General features: G+C 70.2%; 20 protein-coding genes. 5 read left to right on the forward strand and 15 right to left on the reverse strand.

The annotated features are described in order from the left end of the window. Window positions 1-2 precede the first annotated feature (2 nt). The 8 genes from ASG69_RS12025 to rimP form a co-directional block, all read right to left on the reverse strand. The gene (locus ASG69_RS12025) at window positions 3-1,373 is read right to left on the reverse strand and encodes an MATE family efflux transporter (protein WP_056444975.1); all 1,371 of its coding nucleotides are present in this window, start codon (window positions 1,371-1,373) and stop codon (window positions 3-5) included. Next, window positions 1,370-2,335 (reverse strand): DHH family phosphoesterase, encoded by a 966-nt coding sequence (locus ASG69_RS12030; RefSeq protein WP_056444977.1) that lies wholly within the window; start codon window positions 2,333-2,335, stop codon window positions 1,370-1,372. Before ASG69_RS12030 ends, ASG69_RS12025 begins: the two co-directional genes overlap by 4 nt. 7 nt (window positions 2,336-2,342) lie before the next feature. Beyond that, window positions 2,343-2,792, reverse strand: a complete 450-nt coding sequence (gene rbfA / locus ASG69_RS12035) for a 30S ribosome-binding factor RbfA (protein ID WP_027505079.1) — start codon at window positions 2,790-2,792, stop codon at window positions 2,343-2,345. Between the two features lie 19 nt (window positions 2,793-2,811). After that, window positions 2,812-3,102, reverse strand: coding sequence for a DUF503 domain-containing protein (locus tag ASG69_RS12040; RefSeq protein ID WP_027505078.1), 291 nt, complete (start codon window positions 3,100-3,102; stop codon window positions 2,812-2,814). Window positions 3,103-3,196: 94 nt separating this feature from the next. Next, the gene (infB, locus tag ASG69_RS12045) at window positions 3,197-6,079 is read right to left on the reverse strand and encodes a translation initiation factor IF-2 (protein ID WP_056444985.1); all 2,883 of its coding nucleotides are present in this window, start codon (window positions 6,077-6,079) and stop codon (window positions 3,197-3,199) included. A 186-nt stretch (window positions 6,080-6,265) separates the two neighbouring features. Continuing rightward, a complete protein-coding gene (locus tag ASG69_RS12050; protein ID WP_374197734.1) occupies window positions 6,266-6,679 on the reverse strand; it encodes a YlxR family protein in 414 nt (137 codons plus the stop codon). Then, window positions 6,628-7,632: a transcription termination factor NusA gene (gene nusA / locus ASG69_RS12055; RefSeq protein WP_056444988.1), complete on the reverse strand. Its 1,005-nt coding sequence runs from the start codon at window positions 7,630-7,632 to the stop codon at window positions 6,628-6,630. Before nusA ends, ASG69_RS12050 begins: the two co-directional genes overlap by 52 nt. A 4-nt stretch (window positions 7,633-7,636) precedes the next feature. Further along, window positions 7,637-8,251: a ribosome maturation factor RimP gene (rimP, locus tag ASG69_RS12060; protein WP_056444990.1), complete on the reverse strand. Its 615-nt coding sequence runs from the start codon at window positions 8,249-8,251 to the stop codon at window positions 7,637-7,639. 162 nt (window positions 8,252-8,413) lie between these two features. On the opposite strand from rimP, the gene ASG69_RS12065 reads away from it, so the two are divergent. Together ASG69_RS12065 and ASG69_RS12070 are read left to right on the forward strand one after the other, a co-directional pair. Beyond that, window positions 8,414-8,953: a hypothetical protein gene (locus ASG69_RS12065; RefSeq protein WP_235578926.1), complete on the forward strand. Its 540-nt coding sequence runs from the start codon at window positions 8,414-8,416 to the stop codon at window positions 8,951-8,953. Then, the gene (locus tag ASG69_RS12070) at window positions 8,950-9,396 is read left to right on the forward strand and encodes a ferritin-like domain-containing protein (RefSeq protein WP_027505072.1); all 447 of its coding nucleotides are present in this window, start codon (window positions 8,950-8,952) and stop codon (window positions 9,394-9,396) included. Before ASG69_RS12065 ends, ASG69_RS12070 begins: the two co-directional genes overlap by 4 nt. A gap of 25 nt (window positions 9,397-9,421) precedes the next feature. Here the strand turns inward: ASG69_RS12070 and ASG69_RS12075 are convergent, their stop codons facing one another. Together ASG69_RS12075 and ASG69_RS12080 are read right to left on the reverse strand one after the other, a co-directional pair. After that, window positions 9,422-9,928, reverse strand: a complete 507-nt coding sequence (locus ASG69_RS12075) for a hypothetical protein (protein ID WP_056444993.1) — start codon at window positions 9,926-9,928, stop codon at window positions 9,422-9,424. Continuing rightward, window positions 9,925-11,679 carry a proline--tRNA ligase gene (locus ASG69_RS12080; RefSeq protein ID WP_056444999.1) on the reverse strand — a complete coding sequence of 585 codons (1,755 nt, stop codon included), beginning with the start codon at window positions 11,677-11,679 and terminating at the stop codon, window positions 9,925-9,927. The genes ASG69_RS12075 and ASG69_RS12080 overlap by 4 nt, the downstream gene beginning before the upstream one ends. Window positions 11,680-11,723: 44 nt before the next feature. Here ASG69_RS12080 and yaaA point away from each other — a divergent pair, with 44 nt between their 5' ends. Together yaaA and ASG69_RS12090 are read left to right on the forward strand one after the other, a co-directional pair. After that, on the forward strand, window positions 11,724-12,467 hold the full coding sequence (yaaA, locus tag ASG69_RS12085; RefSeq protein ID WP_056445002.1) for a peroxide stress protein YaaA: 744 nt from the start codon (window positions 11,724-11,726) through the stop codon (window positions 12,465-12,467). Next, window positions 12,464-13,690 (forward strand): DUF2786 domain-containing protein, encoded by a 1,227-nt coding sequence (locus ASG69_RS12090; RefSeq protein ID WP_056445005.1) that lies wholly within the window; start codon window positions 12,464-12,466, stop codon window positions 13,688-13,690. Before yaaA ends, ASG69_RS12090 begins: the two co-directional genes overlap by 4 nt. On the opposite strand, the gene ASG69_RS12095 is transcribed toward ASG69_RS12090, so the two are convergent. The 3 genes from ASG69_RS12095 to ASG69_RS12105 are packed head-to-tail and all read right to left on the reverse strand — an operon-like array spanning window position 13,681 to window position 18,097. Further along, complete coding sequence (locus ASG69_RS12095; RefSeq protein ID WP_056445319.1) at window positions 13,681-15,138, reverse strand: MFS transporter; 1,458 nt, start codon at window positions 15,136-15,138, stop codon at window positions 13,681-13,683. The genes ASG69_RS12090 and ASG69_RS12095 overlap by 10 nt on opposite strands. An 8-nt stretch (window positions 15,139-15,146) precedes the next feature. After that, window positions 15,147-16,379 carry a uroporphyrinogen-III C-methyltransferase gene (gene cobA / locus ASG69_RS12100; RefSeq protein WP_200933807.1) on the reverse strand — a complete coding sequence of 411 codons (1,233 nt, stop codon included), beginning with the start codon at window positions 16,377-16,379 and terminating at the stop codon, window positions 15,147-15,149. A 35-nt stretch (window positions 16,380-16,414) separates the two neighbouring features. Next, on the reverse strand, window positions 16,415-18,097 hold the full coding sequence (locus ASG69_RS12105) for an alkaline phosphatase D family protein (RefSeq protein ID WP_027505066.1): 1,683 nt from the start codon (window positions 18,095-18,097) through the stop codon (window positions 16,415-16,417). A 151-nt stretch (window positions 18,098-18,248) separates the two neighbouring features. Between ASG69_RS12105 and ASG69_RS12110 the strand changes: the two genes are divergently transcribed. Continuing rightward, a complete protein-coding gene (locus tag ASG69_RS12110) occupies window positions 18,249-18,665 on the forward strand; it encodes a helix-turn-helix domain-containing protein (RefSeq protein ID WP_027505065.1) in 417 nt (138 codons plus the stop codon). Here ASG69_RS12110 and ASG69_RS12115 read toward each other — a convergent pair. Both ASG69_RS12115 and cobO read right to left on the reverse strand, forming a co-directional pair. Then, window positions 18,638-20,050: a cobyrinate a,c-diamide synthase gene (locus tag ASG69_RS12115; protein ID WP_056445008.1), complete on the reverse strand. Its 1,413-nt coding sequence runs from the start codon at window positions 20,048-20,050 to the stop codon at window positions 18,638-18,640. The two genes, ASG69_RS12110 and ASG69_RS12115, sit on opposite strands and share 28 nt — an antisense overlap. Beyond that, the gene (gene cobO, locus ASG69_RS12120) at window positions 20,044-20,664 is read right to left on the reverse strand and encodes a cob(I)yrinic acid a,c-diamide adenosyltransferase (RefSeq protein ID WP_027505063.1); all 621 of its coding nucleotides are present in this window, start codon (window positions 20,662-20,664) and stop codon (window positions 20,044-20,046) included. Before cobO ends, ASG69_RS12115 begins: the two co-directional genes overlap by 7 nt. Between the last annotated feature and the right edge of the window lies 1 nt (window position 20,665).

Genomic DNA, 20,665 nt, shown 5'->3' on the forward strand with positions numbered 1-20,665 from the left:
ACTCACGACCCTTCTGCGGTTGATGTTCGGCTCCCGACGGTATCGGTCCCCGTTCTGATCCAGGCGCCCGACGCGGTCCGCCAGACCACGGAGACCGCTCTCAGGCTGACGAACACCATCAGGCCCACCCAGATTCCCGGCAACCCCCAGTCGAGGATCGCCGCGAGCCAGATCAGCGGCAGGAATCCGACGACGGCGCTCGCGAGAGTCGCGTTCCGCAGGAAGGCGGCATCACCGGCCCCGAGCAGCACACCGTCGAGGGCGAACACGACGCCGGCGACGGGGATCAGCGCGACGAACAACCACCAGATGCCGTCGATGCTCGTCAGGGTCGACGAGTCGGACGTGAAGAGCGGCGGGATCACGGCGTGGGTGGCGGCGAACAGTCCTGCGAGCACCACGGCGAAACCGACGGACCACGCGGTCACCCGCGAGGCGAGCATCGACGCGGCGCGGCCACGGCCCGCTCCCAAAGCGGCGCCGACCAGGGACTGTGCGGCGATGGCCAACGAGTCCAGCATCAACGCGACGAGATTCCACAACTGCAGAACCACCTGATGGGCCCCGACCGCACCGGCACCGAAGCGTGACGCCACGGTCACCGCGGACAGGAAGCAGGCCTGGAAGGCGAACGAGCGGAGCACGAGGTCCCGGCCGAGGACGAGCTGGCGGCGGATGATCGCGAGATCCGGCCGGAGCGAGCGGGTCCGCGGCCCGCGCATCAGGGCGGAGACGAACAGCGTCGCTGCGACGGCCTGGCCGATGACGTTGGCCACGGCGGATCCGACGAGGCCGAGGGCCGGAACGCCGATCAGACCGTGCACGAGGACGGGACACAGCACGGCCGACAGTGCGAGCCCCGCCACCACGTACCGCAACGGCCGCACGGTGTCCTGCACGCCGCGCATCCACCCGTTCCCGGCGAGCGTGACGAGGATCAACGGGGTGCCGAGCACGCCGACTCGGAGCCACGTGGTGGCCTCGGCGGTGATGTCTCCCCCGCCGCCCAGCACCGACAGGATCGGGTTCGCGGAGAGCTGGACAACCAGGATCAGCAGGAGGCCCAGCACCACTGCGAGCCACGTGGCCTGGACGCCCTCGTTGCGGGCGTCGTCGTCCCGGCCCGCACCGTGCAGCCGTGCCGCGCGCGCGGTCGTCCCGTACGAGAGGAACGTCAGCTGCGTACTCACCTGGGCGAGAACGAGGCCACCGACGGCCAGACCCGCGAGTGGGAGCGCACCGAGTCGACCCACCACCGCGGAGTCGAAGAGCAGGTACAGCGGCTCGGCCACCAGGACGCCGAGTGCGGGGAACGCGAGGCCGAACAGGGTGCGAGCGGACACCCGCCCGTCCACGGCGGAGCTATCGGTCACCCGAGCGCGGCGACCAGGGCGTCGACGTCGTCCTCGATCGGGCCCGTCGCGGTGTAGCCGGCGGAGAACTTGTGGCCGCCCCCACCCAGTGCGGACGCCACGACGGAGACGTCGACACTGCTCTTCGCGCGCAACGACACGGCCCATCCCGCCTCGTTCTGCTTGAACACGGCGGCCACCTCGGCCTCCGCGGTGGTGCGCACGATGTCCACGACGCTCTCGATCTCCTCGGGACGCAGTCCGCGAGAGTCCTCGAGCCGCACGATCGCGTAGACGAGCCCACGCGAGCCGGCCGCGTCCGGCACCAGGCGCGCCGAGCCCAGGACGGCGCCCAGCATCGGCAGCCAGGCGAAGGGGTGGGTGTCGAGCAGGCGGCGCGAGATGGCGGCGCCGTCGATCCCGGTCGCGAGAAGTCGCTCGGCCAGCAGGTGGGAGCCCGGCCGGACCCAGCGGAACGATCCGGTGTCGGTCACGAGGCCGGCGAACAGGCAGTGCGCGAGGTCCCGGTCGATCTCGACGCCCCACTCGTCGAACAGCACGGCGACCACCGCGGTGGTGGACTCCGCACTCGCATCGATCACGTGATGCGTGCCGTAGAAGGTGTTGGACCGGTGATGGTCGACGACCAGGGACACGGCGCCGTCCAACCGGTCAGCCAGCGACCCGAGCCTGCCTCGACTGCCGGCGTCCACGGTGACCACCAGGTCCGCGTCCGTCGGGACCTCGGCGGGCGGCACCAGGAACTCCGCTCCCGGCAGACCGATCATCGACTCGGGCAACGAGGCGGGCGCCGCGAACGACACGGTCGGCCGCGCGCCGCGTCGCGAGAGCGCGATGGCCAGGGCGAGCGCACTGCCGATGGTGTCGGCGTCGGGTTGCACGTGGCACAGCAGAGTCACCGTCCGGGCGTCCTCGAGAAGACGGACGGCTTTCTGCAGGTCTGCGCGCAGCGTGTCGGTCACCGGGGTCTCAGAGCTCGTCGGTGTCGCTTCGAGGCACCTTGTACGGATCCGGATCACCGGCGGGCTGCGCCCCCGCAGCGGCCTGAGCCACCTTGTCGTCGATCTGGCGGGCACGCTCGAGCAGTTCCTCCATGTGGCGCGCGGTGTCGGGCACCGTGTCCGCACGGAAGGTCAGCGTCGGGGTGAAGCGCACGCCGGTACCGGCACCGACCTTGGTGCGCAGAGCGCCCTTGGCCTTCTCCAGACCCAGAGCGGCAGCCTGGAAATCGGGCTCGGCGTCGAGCGTCTCGCCGCGCACGGTGTAGTAGACGGTGGCGTCGTGCAGGTCCGGGGTCACCTTGGTGTCGGTGACCGTCACGAACGACAGCCGCGGATCCTTGATCTCGTGATCGATGGCCGTCGCGACGATCGCACCGATGCGCTTGGCCAGTTTACGAGCGCGGGCTTGGTCCACCACGATGCGTCTCCTTCGTCCATCAGTCCTCGGGCCCGAACACTCGGCGCCGAACTGCGAGTAGTTGTAGTTCCGGCCTCTCGGCCACGTGTCGCTCGCACGAGTCGAGTACCTCGTGCAGGTGGGCGACGTCCCCGGTGGCGATGGCGACACCCACCATCGAACGACGGTAACGCTCCTGTTCCCCGGTCTCGGCGGCCGACACACCGAAGCGCTGCAGGGCAGCGACGACGGGCTTGATCACCGAACGTTTCTCCTTCAGCGAATGTACGTCGCCGAGCAGGATGTCGAGTTCGAGAGCACCGAGAAACACGAGCACCTCATCGATAGCAGGGTCGGACACCGTCTTCGACGAACGGGTGTGGCCCGCGGACATGCCGCGGGCCACACCCGTTCGTTCTCGTCGATCAGTCGCGCGGCTTCTCCCGAAGCTCGTACGCCTCCACGACGTCTCCGACCTTGATGTCGGAGTACGTCACCGTCAGACCACACTCGTAGCCCTCGCGGACCTCGGTGGCGTCCTCCTTCTCGCGCCGGAGCGACGAGATGGTGACGAGCTCGGCGACCACGTTGTTGTCACGCAGCAGTCGAGCCTTCGCGTTGCGGCGCACCAGACCCGAGGTGACGAGGCAACCGGCGATGTTTCCGACCTTCGAGGAACGGAACAGCGCGCGGATCTCGGCCTGGCCCAGCGTGACCTCTTCGTAGACCGGCTTGAGCAGACCCTTGAGGGCCTTCTCGATCTCGTCGATCGCCTGGTAGATCACCGAGTAGTACCGGATGTCCACGCCCTCGCGGTTCGCCAGCTCCGTCGCCTTGCCCTCGGCACGGACGTTGAAGCCGATGATGATCGCGTTGGACGCCGACGCCAGGTTGACGTTGGTCTCGGTGACACCACCCACGCCGCGGTCGATGACGCGCAGTTCGACCTCGTCGTCGATCGCGATACCGACGAGCGCCTCCTCCAAGGCCTCCACGGTGCCGGAGTTGTCGCCCTTCAGGATCAGGTTGAGCTGCGACGTCTCCTTCAGTGCGGCATCGAGATCGTCGAGGCTGATCCGCTTGCGCGACTTCGCTGCCAGCGCGTTGCGCTTGCGAGCGTTGCGGCGGTCCGCGATCTGACGGGCGATGCGGTCCTCGTCGACGACGAGCAGGTTGTCACCGGCACCCGGCACCGACGTGAAGCCGATGACCTGGACGGGACGCGACGGGAGCGCCTCGATGACGTCCTCGCCGTGCTCGTCGACCATGCGACGGACGCGGCCGTAGGCATCGCCGGCGACGATCGAGTCACCGACACGTAGGGTTCCGCGAGCGATGAGCACGGTGGCCACCGGTCCGCGACCACGGTCGAGATGTGCCTCGATGGCGACACCCTGTGCGTCCATGTCCGGGTTGGCGCGCAGATCGAGCGCCGCGTCGGCCGTCAACAGCACTGCCTCGAGAAGGGCATCGATGTTGGTGCCCTGCTTGGCCGAGATGTCGACGAACATCGTGTCGCCGCCGTACTCCTCGGCGATGAGGCCGTACTCGGTCAGCTGCTGCCGGATCTTGTCCGGGTTCGCGCCTTCCTTGTCGATCTTGTTGACCGCGACCACGATCGGCACGTCTGCTGCCTGGGCGTGGTTGATCGCCTCCACCGTCTGCGGCATGACGCCGTCGTCGGCCGCGACCACGAGGATCGCGAGGTCGGTGGCCTTGGCACCACGGGCACGCATGGCCGTGAAGGCCTCGTGACCGGGGGTGTCGATGAAGGTGACCAGACGCTCGTTGCCCTCGAGCTCGGTGAGGACCTGGTAGGCACCGATGTGCTGCGTGATGCCACCGGCCTCGCCCTCACGCACGGTGGCGTTACGGATCGAGTCCAGCAGTCGCGTCTTGCCGTGGTCGACGTGACCCATGACGGTGACCACGGGGGGACGCTGCTCGAGCTCGTCCTCGCCGCCCTCGTCCTCGCCGTAGGTGAGGTCGAACGAGTTCAGCAGTTCGCGGTCCTCGTCCTCCGGGCTCACGACCTGGACGACGTAGTTCATCTCGCCGCCGAGCAGCTCCAGCGTCTCGTCGTTGACCGACTGAGTCGCCGTCACCATCTCGCCGAGGTTGAACAGCGCCTGCACGAGTGCAGCCGGGTTCGCGTCGATCTTGTCCGCGAAGTCGGACAGCGATGCGCCGCGAGCGAGACGGATCGTCTCACCGTTGCCACGGGGCAACCGCACGCCACCGACTGCGGGAGCCTGCATGGATTCGTACTCGGCGCGCTTCGCCCGCTTCGACTTGCGGCCACGACGGACTGCGCCGCCGGGACGGCCGAACGCGCCTGCCGCGGCACCGCGCTGGCCGGGACGGCCACCGCCACCGGGACGACCACGGAAGCCGCCACCGGCAGGTGCGCCGGCACCGGGAGCGCCGGGTGCACCGCCGCCGCCACCGCGGTAACCGCCGCCGCCACCGGCACCGCCGGGACGACCGCCCGGTGCGCCGCCGGGACGACCCGGACGACCGCCGGCTGCGGGAGCCGGACGAGCCGAGCGGCTCGGCATGGCACCCGGGTTCGGGCGGGGAGGCATGGAGCCGGGATTGGGACGGGGTCCGCCGGGGCGAGGTCCACCCTGACCTGCGGGGGGACGACCTGCTCCACCCTGAGCGGGTGCGCCGCCGGCCGGACGAGGTCCACCCTGGCCCGGAGCCGGACGCGGGGCGCCGGGTCGCGGACCGGCCTGTCCCGGAGCGGGACGCGGCGCGGGGCGCTCGACGGGTGCGGACGAGTAGGGATTGTTGCCGACGCGCGGTGCCTTCGGTCCCGGCTTGGGGCCGGGAGCAGCGGGCGCTGTGGGCGCTGTGGGCGCTGTGGGCGCCGACGCTGCCGGTGCCTCGGGGGCGGGTGCCGCCGGAGCAGCCGGTGCCGCGGGAGCGGCAGGTGCTGCGGGTGTCGGAGCCGGGGCAGCGGGTGCCGGGGCGGCGGGAGCCGACGGGGCCGGAGCCTGCGCGGCGGGCGCCTCGGATGCTGCTGCGGCCGGTGCCTCGGGGGCCGCCGGAGCCGGCTTCGGACCGGGGCGGGGGCCGCCCGGCTTCGGGCCTGCGCCGTTTCCGGACGGACGGGCGCCGGTCGACGGTGCCGCGTCGCCGGACGCGGACGGGTACGACTCACGGAGACGTCGCGCGACCGGTGCTTCCACGGTCGACGACGCCGACTTCACGAACTCGCCCTGCTCTTTCAGCCGAGCGAGTAGATCCTTGCTGGTGACACCGAGTTCTTTAGCCAACTCGTGCACGCGGGCCTTGCCTGCCACTGCTCTCCTCACTGAGAGGTCGAGCGCGGCTCCTATGGCAGGCGCCCGCACGACCTCGGGTTATCTCGAAACGATGTTCATCGTCGGTGCTTCACGGTGTGCTCATGAATTCGTGTACCTGTTCTCCTCGTGGCGCGGCGAGGTGCCGCGACCGTTCGGCCGGTCGATCGGGTGTGGTCCACACCGTCACGGTGCGAACTCTCGGGCAAGCGCGGACAGGTCCAGCGGACCGGTCACGCGCAAGGCACGCCCGAAGGCTCGACGTCGCTCCGCCTGCTGCAGACAAGTCGCGTCGGGATGCAACCATGCACCCCGGCCGGGCAGTCTGCGGCGATGATCGACCACGGCACCGACCGTGCCGGTGTCGGAGACGCCGGCGACGATCCGCACCAAGGCGGAAGGCGACTCGCGCTGTCTGCATCCTACGCACGTACGCACCGGTCCAGCTGGTGCGGACGCGGTGTCGTCGGACAACGCGTGTCGAGCCGTGTCACAGTCTAACGCGGATTCGGTCCGGTTCGGAACGTCGCCCGCTCGCGCGCGCCGACTCAGTGATCGTCCTCGGTCGGCGCGGCGTCGCTCCGGATGTCGATACGCCACCCGGTCAGGCGCGCGGCGAGCCGCGCGTTCTGACCTTCCTTGCCGATCGCGAGCGACAACTGGTAGTCGGGCACCACCACACGCGCGGCGCGGGCAGCCGCGTCGACGACCGTGACAGAGACAACCTTCGACGGTGACAACGCATTCCCGACGAACACGGCGGGATCGTCGTCGTAGTCGATGATGTCGATCTTCTCGCCGGCCAGCTCGCTCATGACGTTGCGGACACGCTGGCCCATCGGACCGATGCACGCGCCCTTGGCGTTCAGGCCGGACACCGACGTCCGCACGGCGATCTTCGACCGGTGTCCCGCCTCGCGGGCCACCGACACGATCTCCACGGACTCGTCCGCGATCTCCGGCACCTCGAGCGCGAACACCTTGCGGACCAGGTTGGGGTGCGTCCGGGACAGGGTGACCTGCGGGCCGCGAGTGCCGCGGGTGACGCCCACGACGTAGCACTTGATCCGGTCGCCGTGCTCGTACGTCTCACCGGGCACCTGCTCCGCCGGCGGGATGGTCGCGTCCACGCCCTCGGAGTCGCTACCGATCCGCACCACGACCGTGCCGCGTGCGTTCAGCCGTGCGTCGGCCTGGATGACACCGCCGACGATCTCGCCCTCGTGCGTCGAGTACTCACCGAACGACTTCTCGTTCTCGGCGTCCCGGAGTCGCTGCAGGATGACCTGACGCGCGGTGGTCGCGGCGATGCGACCGAACCCCTCGGGGGTGTCGTCCCACTCGGAGACGAAGTTCCCGTTCTCGTCGGTCTCGCGTGCCATGACGCGGACCTCGCCACTCTTGCGATTCACGTCGATGTAGGCGTCGGACCGGTGACCGGCCGTGTGCTTGTACGCGGTGAGCAGCGCACTCTGCAGCGTGTCGATCACCGCGTCGATGGTGATGCCCTTCTCCGCCTCGATCGCGCGGAGGGCAGTCATGTCGATGTTCACGTCGTTATCGGCTTTCGTCGTCTGTGTCGTCGTCTTCGTCACCGGAGACGGGCTCCTCCGGCGGGTTCAGCGGATCGAAGCGTCCGGGCGTGACGCCGCCCGCCATCTCGAGCTCCGCAGGATTGGGCTTCTTGAACTCCACCTGCACGGTGGCCGACGTGACCGCGTCGAGCGGCACGGTGCGCAGCGTCGGACCGGTGCGCGAGCGGAGAACGAGATCCAGTTCGGTCGTACCGCCCTCCGAGGTCCTGAGCTCACCGACGCGGGCGTCGATCGTCTCGTCCCCGAGCGCGACGGTGACCATCCGGCCGCGAGCACGACGCCAGTGGCGAGGCTCGGTCAGGGGTCGGTCGACACCGGGCGTCGTCACCTCGAGGTTGTACGCGGTGTCCCCGAATTCGGTTGCCGCGTCCAGGATGTCGGAGATCTCGTGGCTCAGCCGAGCGAGCGCGTCGAGCTCGAATCCGGAATCCCGATCGACGATCACCTTGACGACGCTGTGAGCACCGGCCTTCGACACGGTGACGTCCTCGAGATCGAGATCGCCGTCGGTGAACCCCGGGCCCGCCACGTGTGCGGAGAGGAGTGCGACGACCCTCTCCCTGGATGGAACCGGCATCGCTCGACCACTCCTCGCTGAAGTTGTACAGCTCGCCACCGGCGAACTGGGAAGGGACCACGATACCGCGACCGGGGCGCGTCTCCCGACACGCTGCGTCGTCGCGCCGAGAGTGCTCGTGTCCGGCGCGGGGACGGTGTCCGTGTCTGGCACGATGACCGGGTGCCACCGACAGTTCCGCACCGACCGGTCTTCCTGCACGGCCGCAGTCTCCCGACGCTCTCGCGGCGCACGATGTTGCGCGGTGCGGCGGCACTGGTCGCAGGCACGACGATTCTCGCCTCGACGGTCGCGTGCTCGGACGGTGCGCAGGACGACGAGGCGGCGCAGCCCGATCCGCTCGCGGCCCATGCCGCCCGGGCCCGCCGGGACGCCGCCGCCGCGACGGCGGCGATCGCGCAGAACCCGGCGGCGGTCGACACTCTCACCGTGATCGCCGATCAGCGGACCGCCCACGCCGACGCGCTCGACATTGAGATCGCACGTCTCACTCCCCCGCCCACGGTGTCCGGGACCGCCGCTGCGGCGACCGGCACCGCCGAGCCGGTGCCGGCTCCGGCACTCACCGAGTTGTCCACGGCGCTGTCGGACGCGGGCCGCAGCGCAGCCGACGACGCGCGTGCGCTGTCCGGTTACCGAGCGGGCCTGCTCGGGTCGATCAGTGCCGCGTGCACGCTGGCGTCCGCGGCGGTGGCCGGATGAGTGATCTCGGCCCGGAGCAGCAGGCCCTCGTGGACGCGCTGAACGTGGAGTTCGCCGCCGTCTTCGCGTACGGCGTCATCGCGGCGTTCTCGAACCCCACCCGCGATCCGATGGTCGCGCAGTACGCCGCCGACCACCGAGCGCGGCGCGACGGCACGATCGACGCCCTGACCGCGGCCAGCGTCACCGCACCGGAGCCCGCGGCCGGGTACACGGTGCCGTTCCCGGTGACCGACGCGGTGGCAGCGGCACGGCTAGCGGCGCAGGTCGAGGACGACGCCGCAGTCGCCTGGCGGTCGGTCGTCGAACGGGCCCAGTCCGGGCACACCCGCGACATCGGCATCGTCGCCCTCACGGACTCAGCTCGGCGCGCCTCGGCGTGGAAGGCGATTCTCGGCATCTTCCCGTCAACGGTGGCCTTTCCCGGCACTCCGGCGACCTGACCCCTCCTCCGGTCGGGACCTCGACTCAGGGTTGATCGGTCACGGCGGCGACGATCACCGCGGTGCCCGCGGTCCACGACGCCGCGGCGAGCCGTGGGTGACCGTCGACCATGTCCTGCACCGCTGTCCACGTCGCCCCGTCGGCGTCACCGGTGACCACCACGGCGGTCCCGGGTCGACCGAGCACCAGCGCCCACTCGAGGTACTGCACGGCCTCGGCCGCACCGGCCCGCGAGACGTCGGCGGACACCACACCGAAGGTCGTGTCGTCGTCCGTGCGGAGCTGCGGCAACGATCCGGCGGGTTCGCCGGCGACGATCTCCACCCGGCCTCGTGCCGCCTCCGTGTCGGCCTGGACGGCCGCGACACTCTCGTCCGCGGCGAGCACCACGACGGAGCCGCGCTCGCCGACCGCGTCGGCCGCGAGAGCGGCCGAGCGTCCGTGTGTCGGCGCGATCAGCAAGACTCGGCGAGCGTCGACGAGCCGGGTCAGGACCGCAGGAAGAGACTCGCTCGACGACGAGGTGCTCACACGGGTCGCCCCACCGCGCGCAGGACCTCCCGGCCCGCCGACTCGGCCGGAACGTCGCGAGCCTCACCGGTGAAGCGATCCTTCAGCTCGACGGTGCCGTCCGCCCAGCCGCGACCGAGGACGACGACGAGCGGCACACCGATCAGCTCGGAGTCCTTGAACTTCACACCGGGAGACACCTTGGGACGGTCGTCCAGGACGACCTCGAGTCCGTGCGCGTCGAGTTCGACGGCGAGCGCCTCGGCACCCTCGCGCGCGCCCACGTCCTTGTTGGCGATGACGATGTGCACGTCGGCGGGTGCGACGGACGCGGGCCACCGCAGACCCTTGTCGTCGTGCATCTGCTCGGCGATGACAGCCACCAGGCGGGACACGCCGACGCCGTACGAGCCCTGGAGCAAGCGGGTGGGCTTGCCGTTCTCGCCGAGGACGTCGACCGCGAAGGCGTCGGTGTACTTGGTACCGAGCTGGAAGATGTGGCCGATCTCGATGCCGCGAGCGGACACCAGTGCGCCGCGGCCGTCCGGAGAGGGATCACCGTCGCGCACCTCGGCGGCCTCGATGGTGCCGTCCGCGACGAAATCGCGGCCCGCGACCAGATCGACGACGTGCTTGCCCTTCTCGTTCGCGCCGGTGATCCACGCCGTGCCGTCGACGACGCGAGGGTCGACGAGGTAACGCACGCCGTTGTCCTGCAAGGCCTTCGGTCCGATGTACCCCTTGACGAGGAACGGATTGGCGGCGAAGTCCGCGTCGCCCAGCATGACGAACTCGGCGGGGGCGAGGGAGGCCTCGAGGCGCTTCTCGTCCACGTCACGATCACCGGGAACGCCGATGGCGAGCAGTTCCCACTCACCGCCGGGGACGCGTGTCTTGAGCAGCACGTTCTTGAGCGTGTCCGCCGCGGTGACCGTGCGGCCGAGATCCGCACCGTTCGCCCAGTCGACGAGCGTCGCGATGGTCGGGGTGTCGCCGGTCTCGTGCACCGTCGGTTGCGGCAGGCCCTCGAGGGGGATCGACGGCGGAGCCGGCGTCGTGACGGCCTCGACGTTCGCGGCGTACCCGGACTCGACACACCGCACGTAGGTGTCCTCGCCGACGACCGATTCCGCGAGGAACTCCTCGGACGCGCTCCCGCCCATCGCACCGGACGTGGCCGCGACGATGACGTAGCTGACACCGAGGCGCTCGAAGATCCGCTGGTACGCCTCGCGGTGGGCCTCGTAGGAGGTCTTCAGACCCGCCTCGTCCAGATCGAACGAGTACGAGTCCTTCATGACGAACTCACGGCCGCGCAGGATGCCGGCCCGCGGACGCTCCTCGTCGCGGTACTTGGTCTGGATCTGGTACAGCGTGACCGGCAGGTCCTTGTAGGAGCTGTACTCCCCCTTGACCGTCAGCGCGAAGAGCTCCTCGTGCGTCGGCCCGAGCAGCATGTCGACGCCCTTGCGATCCTTGAGCCGGAACAGCCCGTCGCCGTACTCGGTCCAGCGGTTGGTCACCTCGTACGGTTCGCGCGGCAGCAGCGCCGGCAGCGAGATCTCCTGGCCACCGATCGCGTTCATCTCCTCGCGCACCACCTGCTCGACGCGGCGCAGCACCCGGAGCCCGAGCGGCAGCCACGAGTACACACCGGGAGCGATGCGGCGGACGTAGCCGGCGCGCACCAGGAGCTTGTGGCTCGGTACCTCGGCATCGGCGGGATCGTCGCGAAGCGTGCGCAGGAACAGGTGGGACAGACGGGTGATCACAGGCGCACAGCCTAGTCCGTGGGTGTGTCGGTACCGTTCCTGCCGTGCTCGTTCTTCTGCCACCGTCCGAAACCAAGTCCGCGGGCGGCCGCGGTGATCCGCTCGATCTCGACCGGCTGTGGCTTCCGCAGCTCACCGACGTCCGATCGACGCTGGTGAACGCTCTCGTGTCCCTCGCCGACGATCCCGCGGCCTCCCGCACGGCCCTGGGACTCTCGCCGAAGCAGGACGACGAGATCGAGCGCAATGCGGCCCTGACGGTCTCGGCGACGAGACCGGCTCTCGAGCGCTACACCGGAGTGTTGTTCGACGCGTTGGACGCGGCATCGTTCACCCGGGCGCAGAAGGCCAAGGCTCGGCAGCGCCTCGCGATCGGGTCCGCCCTCTTCGGTGCGGTGCGAGCGGACGATCCGGTTCCGGCGTACCGGCTCTCGGGCGGGTCCGCACTGCCCGGGCTCCCCACGCTCCGCGCCCTGTGGAAGCCGGTGCTGCCCGCGGCCGTCACCGCCGCGGCCGACGGTCTCGTCGTCGATCTGCGCTCGGGAATCTACCGCGACCTGGGCCCCATACCCGGCGCGGTCACCGCCACCGTGCTCACCGAGCAACCGGACGGATCCCGCACCGTCGTCAGCCATTTCAACAAGCATCACAAGGGACTGCTGGCGCGGGCGCTGACCGTCACCCGCGCGGAACCCACGAGCGCACGGGCCGTCGCCGCGGTCGCCGTCCGTGCAGGACTCCGAGCCGAGGTCGCATCGCCGACCGAGGTGATCGTGCTGACCGAATGAACCCGGTCCCGGAACTGCTGCAGCGCGGCGCCGATGCCGCCGTCGGTCGCACCGCCTCGCAACGCGTGGTGGACGACGTCGCGGACCAGTTGGTCGCCTGCACCGACGCGGATCCCCTCGCTCAGGGGTCCGTCACGCTCCTGTCCACGATCACGGCGCTGTACGAGGAGGGGTGGCAACCGCTCGACCTGCTGCACGTCGTCCGCCGCCACTGCACCGCCGAGGTCACCGGACTCGCCGCGGCGGCCCTCCTGCACGAGGCCGAACTCTCCGACGCCACCTCGCGCGCACCCGAGAGCTGGGTGCGCCAGGTCGAGGCGATCCGGGCGCTGCGCCCGGACGTCGAGTCGCCCGTCGACGCGTCTCCGAGTCTGCTCGCCGCGCGTCTGCGCCTCGGCGGTGCGTCCGACTACATCGCCGTCAGTGACCAGTGGATCGCCGTGCTCACGCTGCTCGGGCGGTGGCAGAGCCTGCCCCGACTCACCCGGATCGGCGCGCTGCCGTCGCAGTGGCCGTCGGCCCGGACCGCACGCCTGCTGCCGCCCGACACCGTCGTCGGGTCCGGCATGCTCGGGCGCATCAGGGGGCTTCTCGCCAAGGCGGACTCGACCGAGTTCGAGGAGGAGGCCGATGCGTTCACCGCGAAGGCGCAGGAACTGATGACGAAGTACTCCGTCGACACCCTCGTGCTCGCCGAGGGCCGGACCGACGTCGTGAGCAGGCGTGTGCACGTCGACAATCCGCACGCAGATGCGCGTGCCCAATTGCTGCACGTGGTGGCGACGGTCAACCGCACCCGGGTGGTCTGGGACACCGATCACGCCCTCGCGACGGTGGTGGGTGCACCCGTCGACGTGGAGCAGACCGAGATGCTCTTCACCTCCCTCTCGGTGCAGGCGGCGCGCGCTCTGGCTCGCGCTCCCCGACCGGCTCGGCGGAAGAAGGCGGCATCCGGGTTCGACACCGCGTTCCTGTGGGCCTACGCCGTACGGCTGGGTGAACGCCTCGCCGAGTCGGACGCGCTGGCCCTCGAGGAGGCGAGTCGACGGTCCGGCGAATTGCTGCCGATGCTGGCGACGCAGACAGTGGCCGTCGAGGCAGAGGTCGAGCGACTGTTCCCGGCCACCCGGTCGGTCCGTGGACCCCGGCTGGACCTCGCGGGATGGGAGTCCGGGCGCGCGGCGGCGAACGAGGCGGACCTGCCCGCCGACCGTCAGCGGTGAATCGCGTCCTGGGCTGCCTTGGCCTGGGCGACGTCGGCCGCGCTGTAGCGGATGAACAACGCCGAGACGGCGGCGACCGCGGCGAGAACGGCGCAGCCGAGAAGAGCGAACGTGTACCCCTCTCCCAACGCGACGATCTCCGGCCGGGTCATGTCGACGGCCGAGCCCGTCCGACCGCCCAGTGAGTGCGTCTTCGACGCCGCCATCGCGCTGACCACAGCGAGGCCGAGTGGGCCACCCAGGTTCTGCGCGACGAGCGAGATGGCGGTGAGTGGCCCGATGTTCTTCTGGTCGACGTTGGCGATCGCGCAGAGCGGGAGGGCGATGACCGCCAATCCGACGCCGAAACCGATGCCGCCGATGGGGAGGAACAGGTTCTTCCAGTACGTCGACTCCACCGTGATGGTCGACGCGAAGATCAGGTACCCGACGGTGAGGACCGCGCCGGTCGCGATGATCCAGCGTGGTGCGACCCGCGGCGCCAGCCACGACGACGCGACGGCGGCGAGCGCCATGCCGCCACCGAACGGGATGAACGAGATGCCGGCGCGCAGCGGGCTGTAGTCCAACACGTCCTGGACGAACACCGCGACGATCACGGTCATCGCGAACAGGGCGCCGCCGGAGAAGAAGATGGCGACGAAGGTGGCGACGCGGTCCCGGTCGCGGAAGAGTTCGAAGGGCAGCAGTGGGTTCCTGGCGCGCCGCTCGACGGTGAGGAACGCGAGCAGCAGGAACAGACCGACAACGATCGCGGTGAGGGTGACGACGTCCGTCCAGCCTCGTTCCGGACCCTCGACGATGCCGAACACGACACCGGTGGATCCGAGCGTCGCGAGGATCGCCCCCGGCACGTCGAGGGGTGCCCGTTCGCCGGCCGTCTCGGTGAGCGCGCGCCATCCCAGGGCCAGGATCGCGAGACCGATCGGCACATTGATGAGGAAGATCCACCGCCACGAGACCTCGGTGAGCGCGCCGCCGATGATGAGACCGGAGAAGGAGCCGACACCGGTCATGGCCGCGTAGATGGCGATGGCCTGATTGCGGACGGGCCCCGGCGCAAACGTGGTGGCCACCAGTGCGAACGCCGTGGGCGACGCGACGGCGGCGCCGGCGCCCTGGATCACGCGGGCCAGCACCAGCATCGCCTCGTTCTGCGCGAGTCCGCAGGCCGCAGACGCCACCGTGAACAGCGCGACTCCGACGAGGAACATGCGCTTGCGTCCGAAGGCGTCGCCCATGCGCCCGCCGAGGAGCATGAGCCCGCCGAAGGCCAGTACGTACGACGAGACCACCCAGTTGCGACCGGCATCGCTGAGGCCGAGTTCGGCCTGCAGCGGAGCGAGCGCGAGGTTCACCACGGTGCCGTCGAGCACGGCCATCAACTGCATGCCGCTGAGCGCGATGATCGCGAGTCCGAAGGCCCGCTCGGTCACGGGATAGGTCATCGGCCGGGTCACGAGGCTGCGCCGATCACGGCCGCGGCGTCGAATCCCGCCACCGGTCCGATGACGATGATGGCCGGGGGGCGCACGTTCTCCGCACGCACCCGCTCGGCGACGGTGGTCAGATCTGCCCGCACCACCCGCTGCGACCGCGTCGTGCCCTCCTGGACCACCACGACCGGCGTGTCCGCGGCGCGCCCGTTCTCGACGAGCACGTCCGCGAAGGCTCCGATGCGCTCGACCGCCATGAGCAGCACGATGGTGCCGCGCAACCGGCCCAGGGACGGCCAGTCGATCAGCGAGTCCGGGTGATCCGGGCGCAGATGACCGCTGACGACGACGAACTCGTGCGTGACTCCACGATGGGTGACCGGGATACCGGCGGCCGACGGCACCGAGATGGCGCTGGTGATGCCGGGAACGACGGTGACGGGAATGCCCGCTGCGGTGCACGCCTCGAGTTCCTCGTATCCGCGGCCGAAGACGTAGGGATCACCGCCCTTGAGTCGGACCACGAACCGGCCGGCGCGGGCATGCGTGATCAACGCGTCGTTGATGGCCTCCTGTGCCATGAACCGGCCGTACGGGATCTTCGACGCGTCGATCACCTCGACGTGCGGTCCCAGTTCGGCCAACAGCTCGGGCGGCGCGAGACGGTCGGCCACCACCACGTCGGCACGCGCCAGCAGGCGGCGCCCCCGCACGGTGATGAGGTCCGGGTCCCCCGGTCCACCGCCCACGAGTGCGACCCCCGCGATCGACTTCTCCGGTGCGTCCGCGATGGCCCCGGACTGCAGCCCGTCCAGCACGGCGTTGCGCACGGCGGCGGACCGGCGATGCTCTCCGCTGGCGAGCACGCCGAGGGTCAGACCGTCGTACTCCGCGCTGGCAGGCGTGACCGCCGTGCCGTCTCTCGCCACGTCCGCGCGCACGCAGAAGATCCGGGAGCGCGCCGCTTCCGCGACGATGGCCGCGTTGGTCTCGGCCTCGTCGGTGCAGGCGATGGCGTACCAGGCCTCGTGCAGATCGCCGTCGCGATAGTCGCGCAACTCCAGCTCGATCTGACCGAAGCTCGCCATGCCCTCGACGGCCGGGGTGGCCTCGCGGGTGATGACGACGACCTTCGCGCCGCACGACACCAGCAGCGGGAGCCGCCGCTGCGCGACACTGCCCCCACCGACGACGACCACGCGACGACCGGCCAGATCGAGCCCTGCGAGGTAGGGAGAATCGGTCGCGTCCACGTCGGAAGACCCTACCTGTCGTGGCACGGGCACGATCAGCGCTGCCGCACCCCGGACGGCGTGAGGTCGTAGCGAGCCGTGGTGCTGAGCGTCTGACGCCCGTTCACCACCGCGGCGTGGTTCACCTCGAGACGCAGCGCCTGCGAGTCCGTGGTCAACGACATCACCCCGTTGTCGAACCAGGGACCCGCCTCCGTGCTCCACTCCGCGTGCACGGGTTCCGCCTTGGCTCCGCGCGCCAGGCGCGCGAGCATCCTCGCCACCGGGCGACGGATCGCCAGGCGGTTGACCGCCCGGATCGGCAGGTTCAGTGGATTGCGGAACGGCGACATCGTCAGCTGGTACAGAGACGTCGACGTCGACACGCGGGTCTCCGCCTTCGCGACGTAGGAGCAGTGCACGTCACCCGACAACCACACGACCGACTTCGGCGCGTCCGGCCCCACGACCACCTCGTCGACCAGATCCACCATGTCGCCGAACGACTTTCCGAACGCGGCCCAGTGCTCGAGATCGAGCGCGATACGCAGCTTCTCCCCGATCCGACCGAACCGCTTCCCCCACGCGCCCTGCGCCACCGCCTCGTTCCACTGCTCCACCGCGTGCAGCCCCGGAAGCATGAGGAAGGGCAGCGAGGACCCCAGGAGCACGTGCTCCTTTCCCGATTTCAGCGTGTGCTCGCGCACCCATGCCCACTCGACGTCGTCGACCATGGCCCTGCGCTCGGGCGACAGGTCACGCGAACACCGGCTGTCGATCATCACCAGACGCGTGTTGCCGATGTCGCGGTGATAGCTCCAGCGCGCCGAGGACGGTTCCGCGTCCGCCTTCAGGGCGAACTCGGCGAGCAGCGTCTCACGCTCGGAGTCGCTCGCGGCGGATCGCACGGCCGCGTACATCGCGTCGTCCTCGAGTTCGCGCGGGGACAGGTTGCCCAGGTGTTGGTAGACCCAGTACGAGGAGAAGGCGCCGATCACGCGGTCCTCCCACCAGGACGCCTGTGTCACCTCCGCGCGCCAGTCCGCGGAGGAGTTCCAGTCGTCCCGCAGATCGTGGTCGTCGAGGATCATGCACGTCGGGACCGTGGCCATCAGTTGGCGGACGCGGTCGTCGCCCCACGACTCCTGGTAGAGCCAGGTGTACTCCTCGAAGTCGCAGATCTCGTCCTCGACCTCCTCCGAGCGGGCGCCGGCAGCACGCTCGCCGGCCTCGCGCCGGGCGTGCAGGCGCTCGACGATCTCGGGCGACGGATCGTCCGCGTAGACCTGGTCGCCGAGGAAGACCAGGAGATCCGGCCAGGTGTCGGGCTCTTCGCTCGCGACACGGTCGGCGAGCCCGACCAGCGCGTCGGCGCCGATGCGCGTCAACGCCTCGTCGCTGTAGGTGTCACCCCGCCGGCAGGATCCGAAGGCGACGGTGACGGGCTCGTCGTCGCACATCGTGTGCACGACGGCCCGGCGGTCGGGAGTGGGCCACACCTGCTCGCCGTCGATCGCGACGGTGTAGTCGACGAGTGAGTTCTGCGGCAGATCCTCGACGGCGACGAGGGCGTAGTGGTGCCCGTGGAGACCCCACGTGCGCTCGTCCACCGAGGCGCCCGAGGACGTGGTGACCGTGACGGTGCAGGAGTGCGACGTCTCCACCCAGAAGGTCGCGCGATCGGTACTGACGTAGCGGACGAACGGCCCCAGGATCAGTCTCTGGTCGATGTCGGTCATTCGATCCAGATTGCCACCAATGCCCGATTTCCGCGCCGTTCACCGGCAACCTGTCGGAAAAGTCTCCCGACGACATGTCCGGGAAAAGCCGCCACGGGGCACGTAGATGTCCCAATTGACGTGTGCGACAGGGGATGTTTACGTTGTTTGGATGACTGTGCGGATGTATTCGGTCGACGATGTCGCCGACATGCTGGGGCTGCACGTGCGCACCGTCCGCGGCTACGTGCGGTCCGGGCGCCTTCCCGCCGTCCGCATCGGCAAGCAGTACCGCATCTCCGGCGAGGACCTCGAGACGTTCACCGGGCAGGCCGCCTCCACACTGCGCACCGAGCATCGCGTCGAGGTCACCTCGATCGTCGACATCGACACCGTCGACCGCGAGACCGCGGATCGGCTGACCGCACTGCTCGCCAGAGCCACCGGGGACGCGCGACCCGACAGTGAACCGTTGCGCGTCAACACCGCCTACGACGCGCAACGCGACCGGCTCAAGGTCGTCGTCCTCGGCGCCCCGCGGGAGGTGTCACGGCTCCTGGACTACCTGGAGGGACTGCTCGCGGCGTGATCGGTGGACGGCCGGCAGGCCGCCACGAACCGAGCGAATCCCCGGGCCGTCGCCACCGGATGGGTGTGCAGATACGACGCGTGCACCCGTCCGCCGGCGCCGACGGATCCCTCCTGCACGGTGCTGCCGTCGCGCCGCCAGGCCCACGCGGGTTCGAACGATCCCGACCGGACGACGTGGGTGCGGTGGAATTCGTGGCCGGTGATGCGCTGGCCGACGTCGAACATCACCGACCCCGTCAGCGCCACCGCGTCTCGATAGCCGAGGGTGAGCCGCGACCCGAACTCGACGTCGAGGTCCAGCACTGCCGCCATGCGGTGCCCGTCCAGCGAGGTGGCCAGGTACAGGAGGCCCGCACACTCACCGTGCACCGGCCACCCGGCGTCGGCGAGAGCCCGGATGTCGTGCAGCAGTGGCTCGTTGGCGGCCAGCTCGGCGGCGTGGAGCTCGGGGAACCCGCCGGGAACGACCAGGCCGGTGGCACCCTCGGGCAACCGGTCGTGGCGCGGGTCGAACACCGCCACGTCCGCTCCCGCGGCACGCAGCACCTCCGGTTGCTCGGCGTAGCCGAACGTGAACGCCGGGCCACCGGCGACGGCGACCACCGGACGCGGACCCTCGATCCGCACCCCCACCGCGGCGTCCGGACTCCACGGCTCCGCCGTCGGAACCTGCGCCGTCGCCGCGATGCGAGCGAGAGCGTCGACGTCGACATGGCGCGACACCAGCTCGGTCATCGCCGCGACGGCGTCGACCGCGGCGGAGCCGTGCTCGGCTGCGGTCACCAGGCCGAGGTGACGCGACGGCACCTCGAGCGCGCCGGCGCGAGGCACCGACCCGATCACGGGAACGCCGACCCGGTCGCAGGCCTGTCGCAGCACCGCCTCGTGTCGCTCACTGCCGACCCGGTTGAGGATCACCCCGGCGACGCGGACCGAGGGGTCGTACGTCGAGAACCCGTGGACCAGCGCGCCGATGCTCTGGCTGTGCCCTCGCGAATCCACCACCAGGATCACCGGCGCACCGATCGCGGCGGCGACCGCGGCCGTGGACCCCTCCGCAGCGGGTCCGGTGGCGTGGGGGTCGATGCGACCGTCGAAGAGACCCATGACGCCCTCGACGACCGCGATGTCGCACCCGCTCGCACCCCAGCGCAGCGCGGGCACCATCGCGTCGCGGCCCGTCATGACGGCGTCGAGGTTGCGACCGGGCCGTCCTGCGGCGACGGCGTGGTACCCGGGATCGATGTAGTCCGGGCCGACCTTGAACGGAGCGACCCGCCGGCCGGCGGCGCGCAGTGCGCCCATGATGCCGGTGGCGATGGTGGTCTTTCCGCTGCCGGACGAGGGGGCCGCGATGACGACGGCGGGCAGACCGTTCACCATTCGATGCCGCGCTGACCCTTGCGACCCGCGTCCATGGGGTGCTTGATCTTCGACATCTCGGTGACCAGATCGGCGGCGTCGAGCAGCGCGGTGGGTGCGTTGCGGCCCGTGATGACGACGTGCTGGTTGCCGGGCCGGTCGGTGAGGGTGCGCACCACGTCGTCGACGTCGATCCACCCCCAGTGCAGCGGATAGGTGAACTCGTCGAGGACGTAGAAGCGGTGCCGTTCGTCCCGGATGCGCGCCGCGATCTCCGCCCACCCTTCGCGGGCGTCCTCGGCATGGTCGACCTCGTCGCCGCGCTTGCGCGACCAGGACCATCCCGAGCCCATCTTGTGCCACTCCACGGCGCCGCCGACGCCGGTCTCGTCGTGCAGATCACCGAGGGTGCGGAACACCGACTCCTCGCCGACCTTCCACTTGGCGCTCTTGACGAACTGGAAGACCGCGACGTCGAAGCCCTGGTTCCAGGCGCGCATCGCCATGCCGAACGCGGCGGTGGACTTCCCCTTTCCGGGGCCCGTGTGGACGGCGAGGATGGGGAGGTTGCGACGCTGCCTGGTGGTCAGGCCGTCGTCGGGAACGGTGCCGGGTGCCGGAACTCCCTGTGGCATG

Origin of the sequence: Rhodococcus sp. Leaf225, assembly GCF_001426145.1 — a bacterium.
GTDB lineage: Bacteria > Actinomycetota > Actinomycetes > Mycobacteriales > Mycobacteriaceae > Rhodococcoides.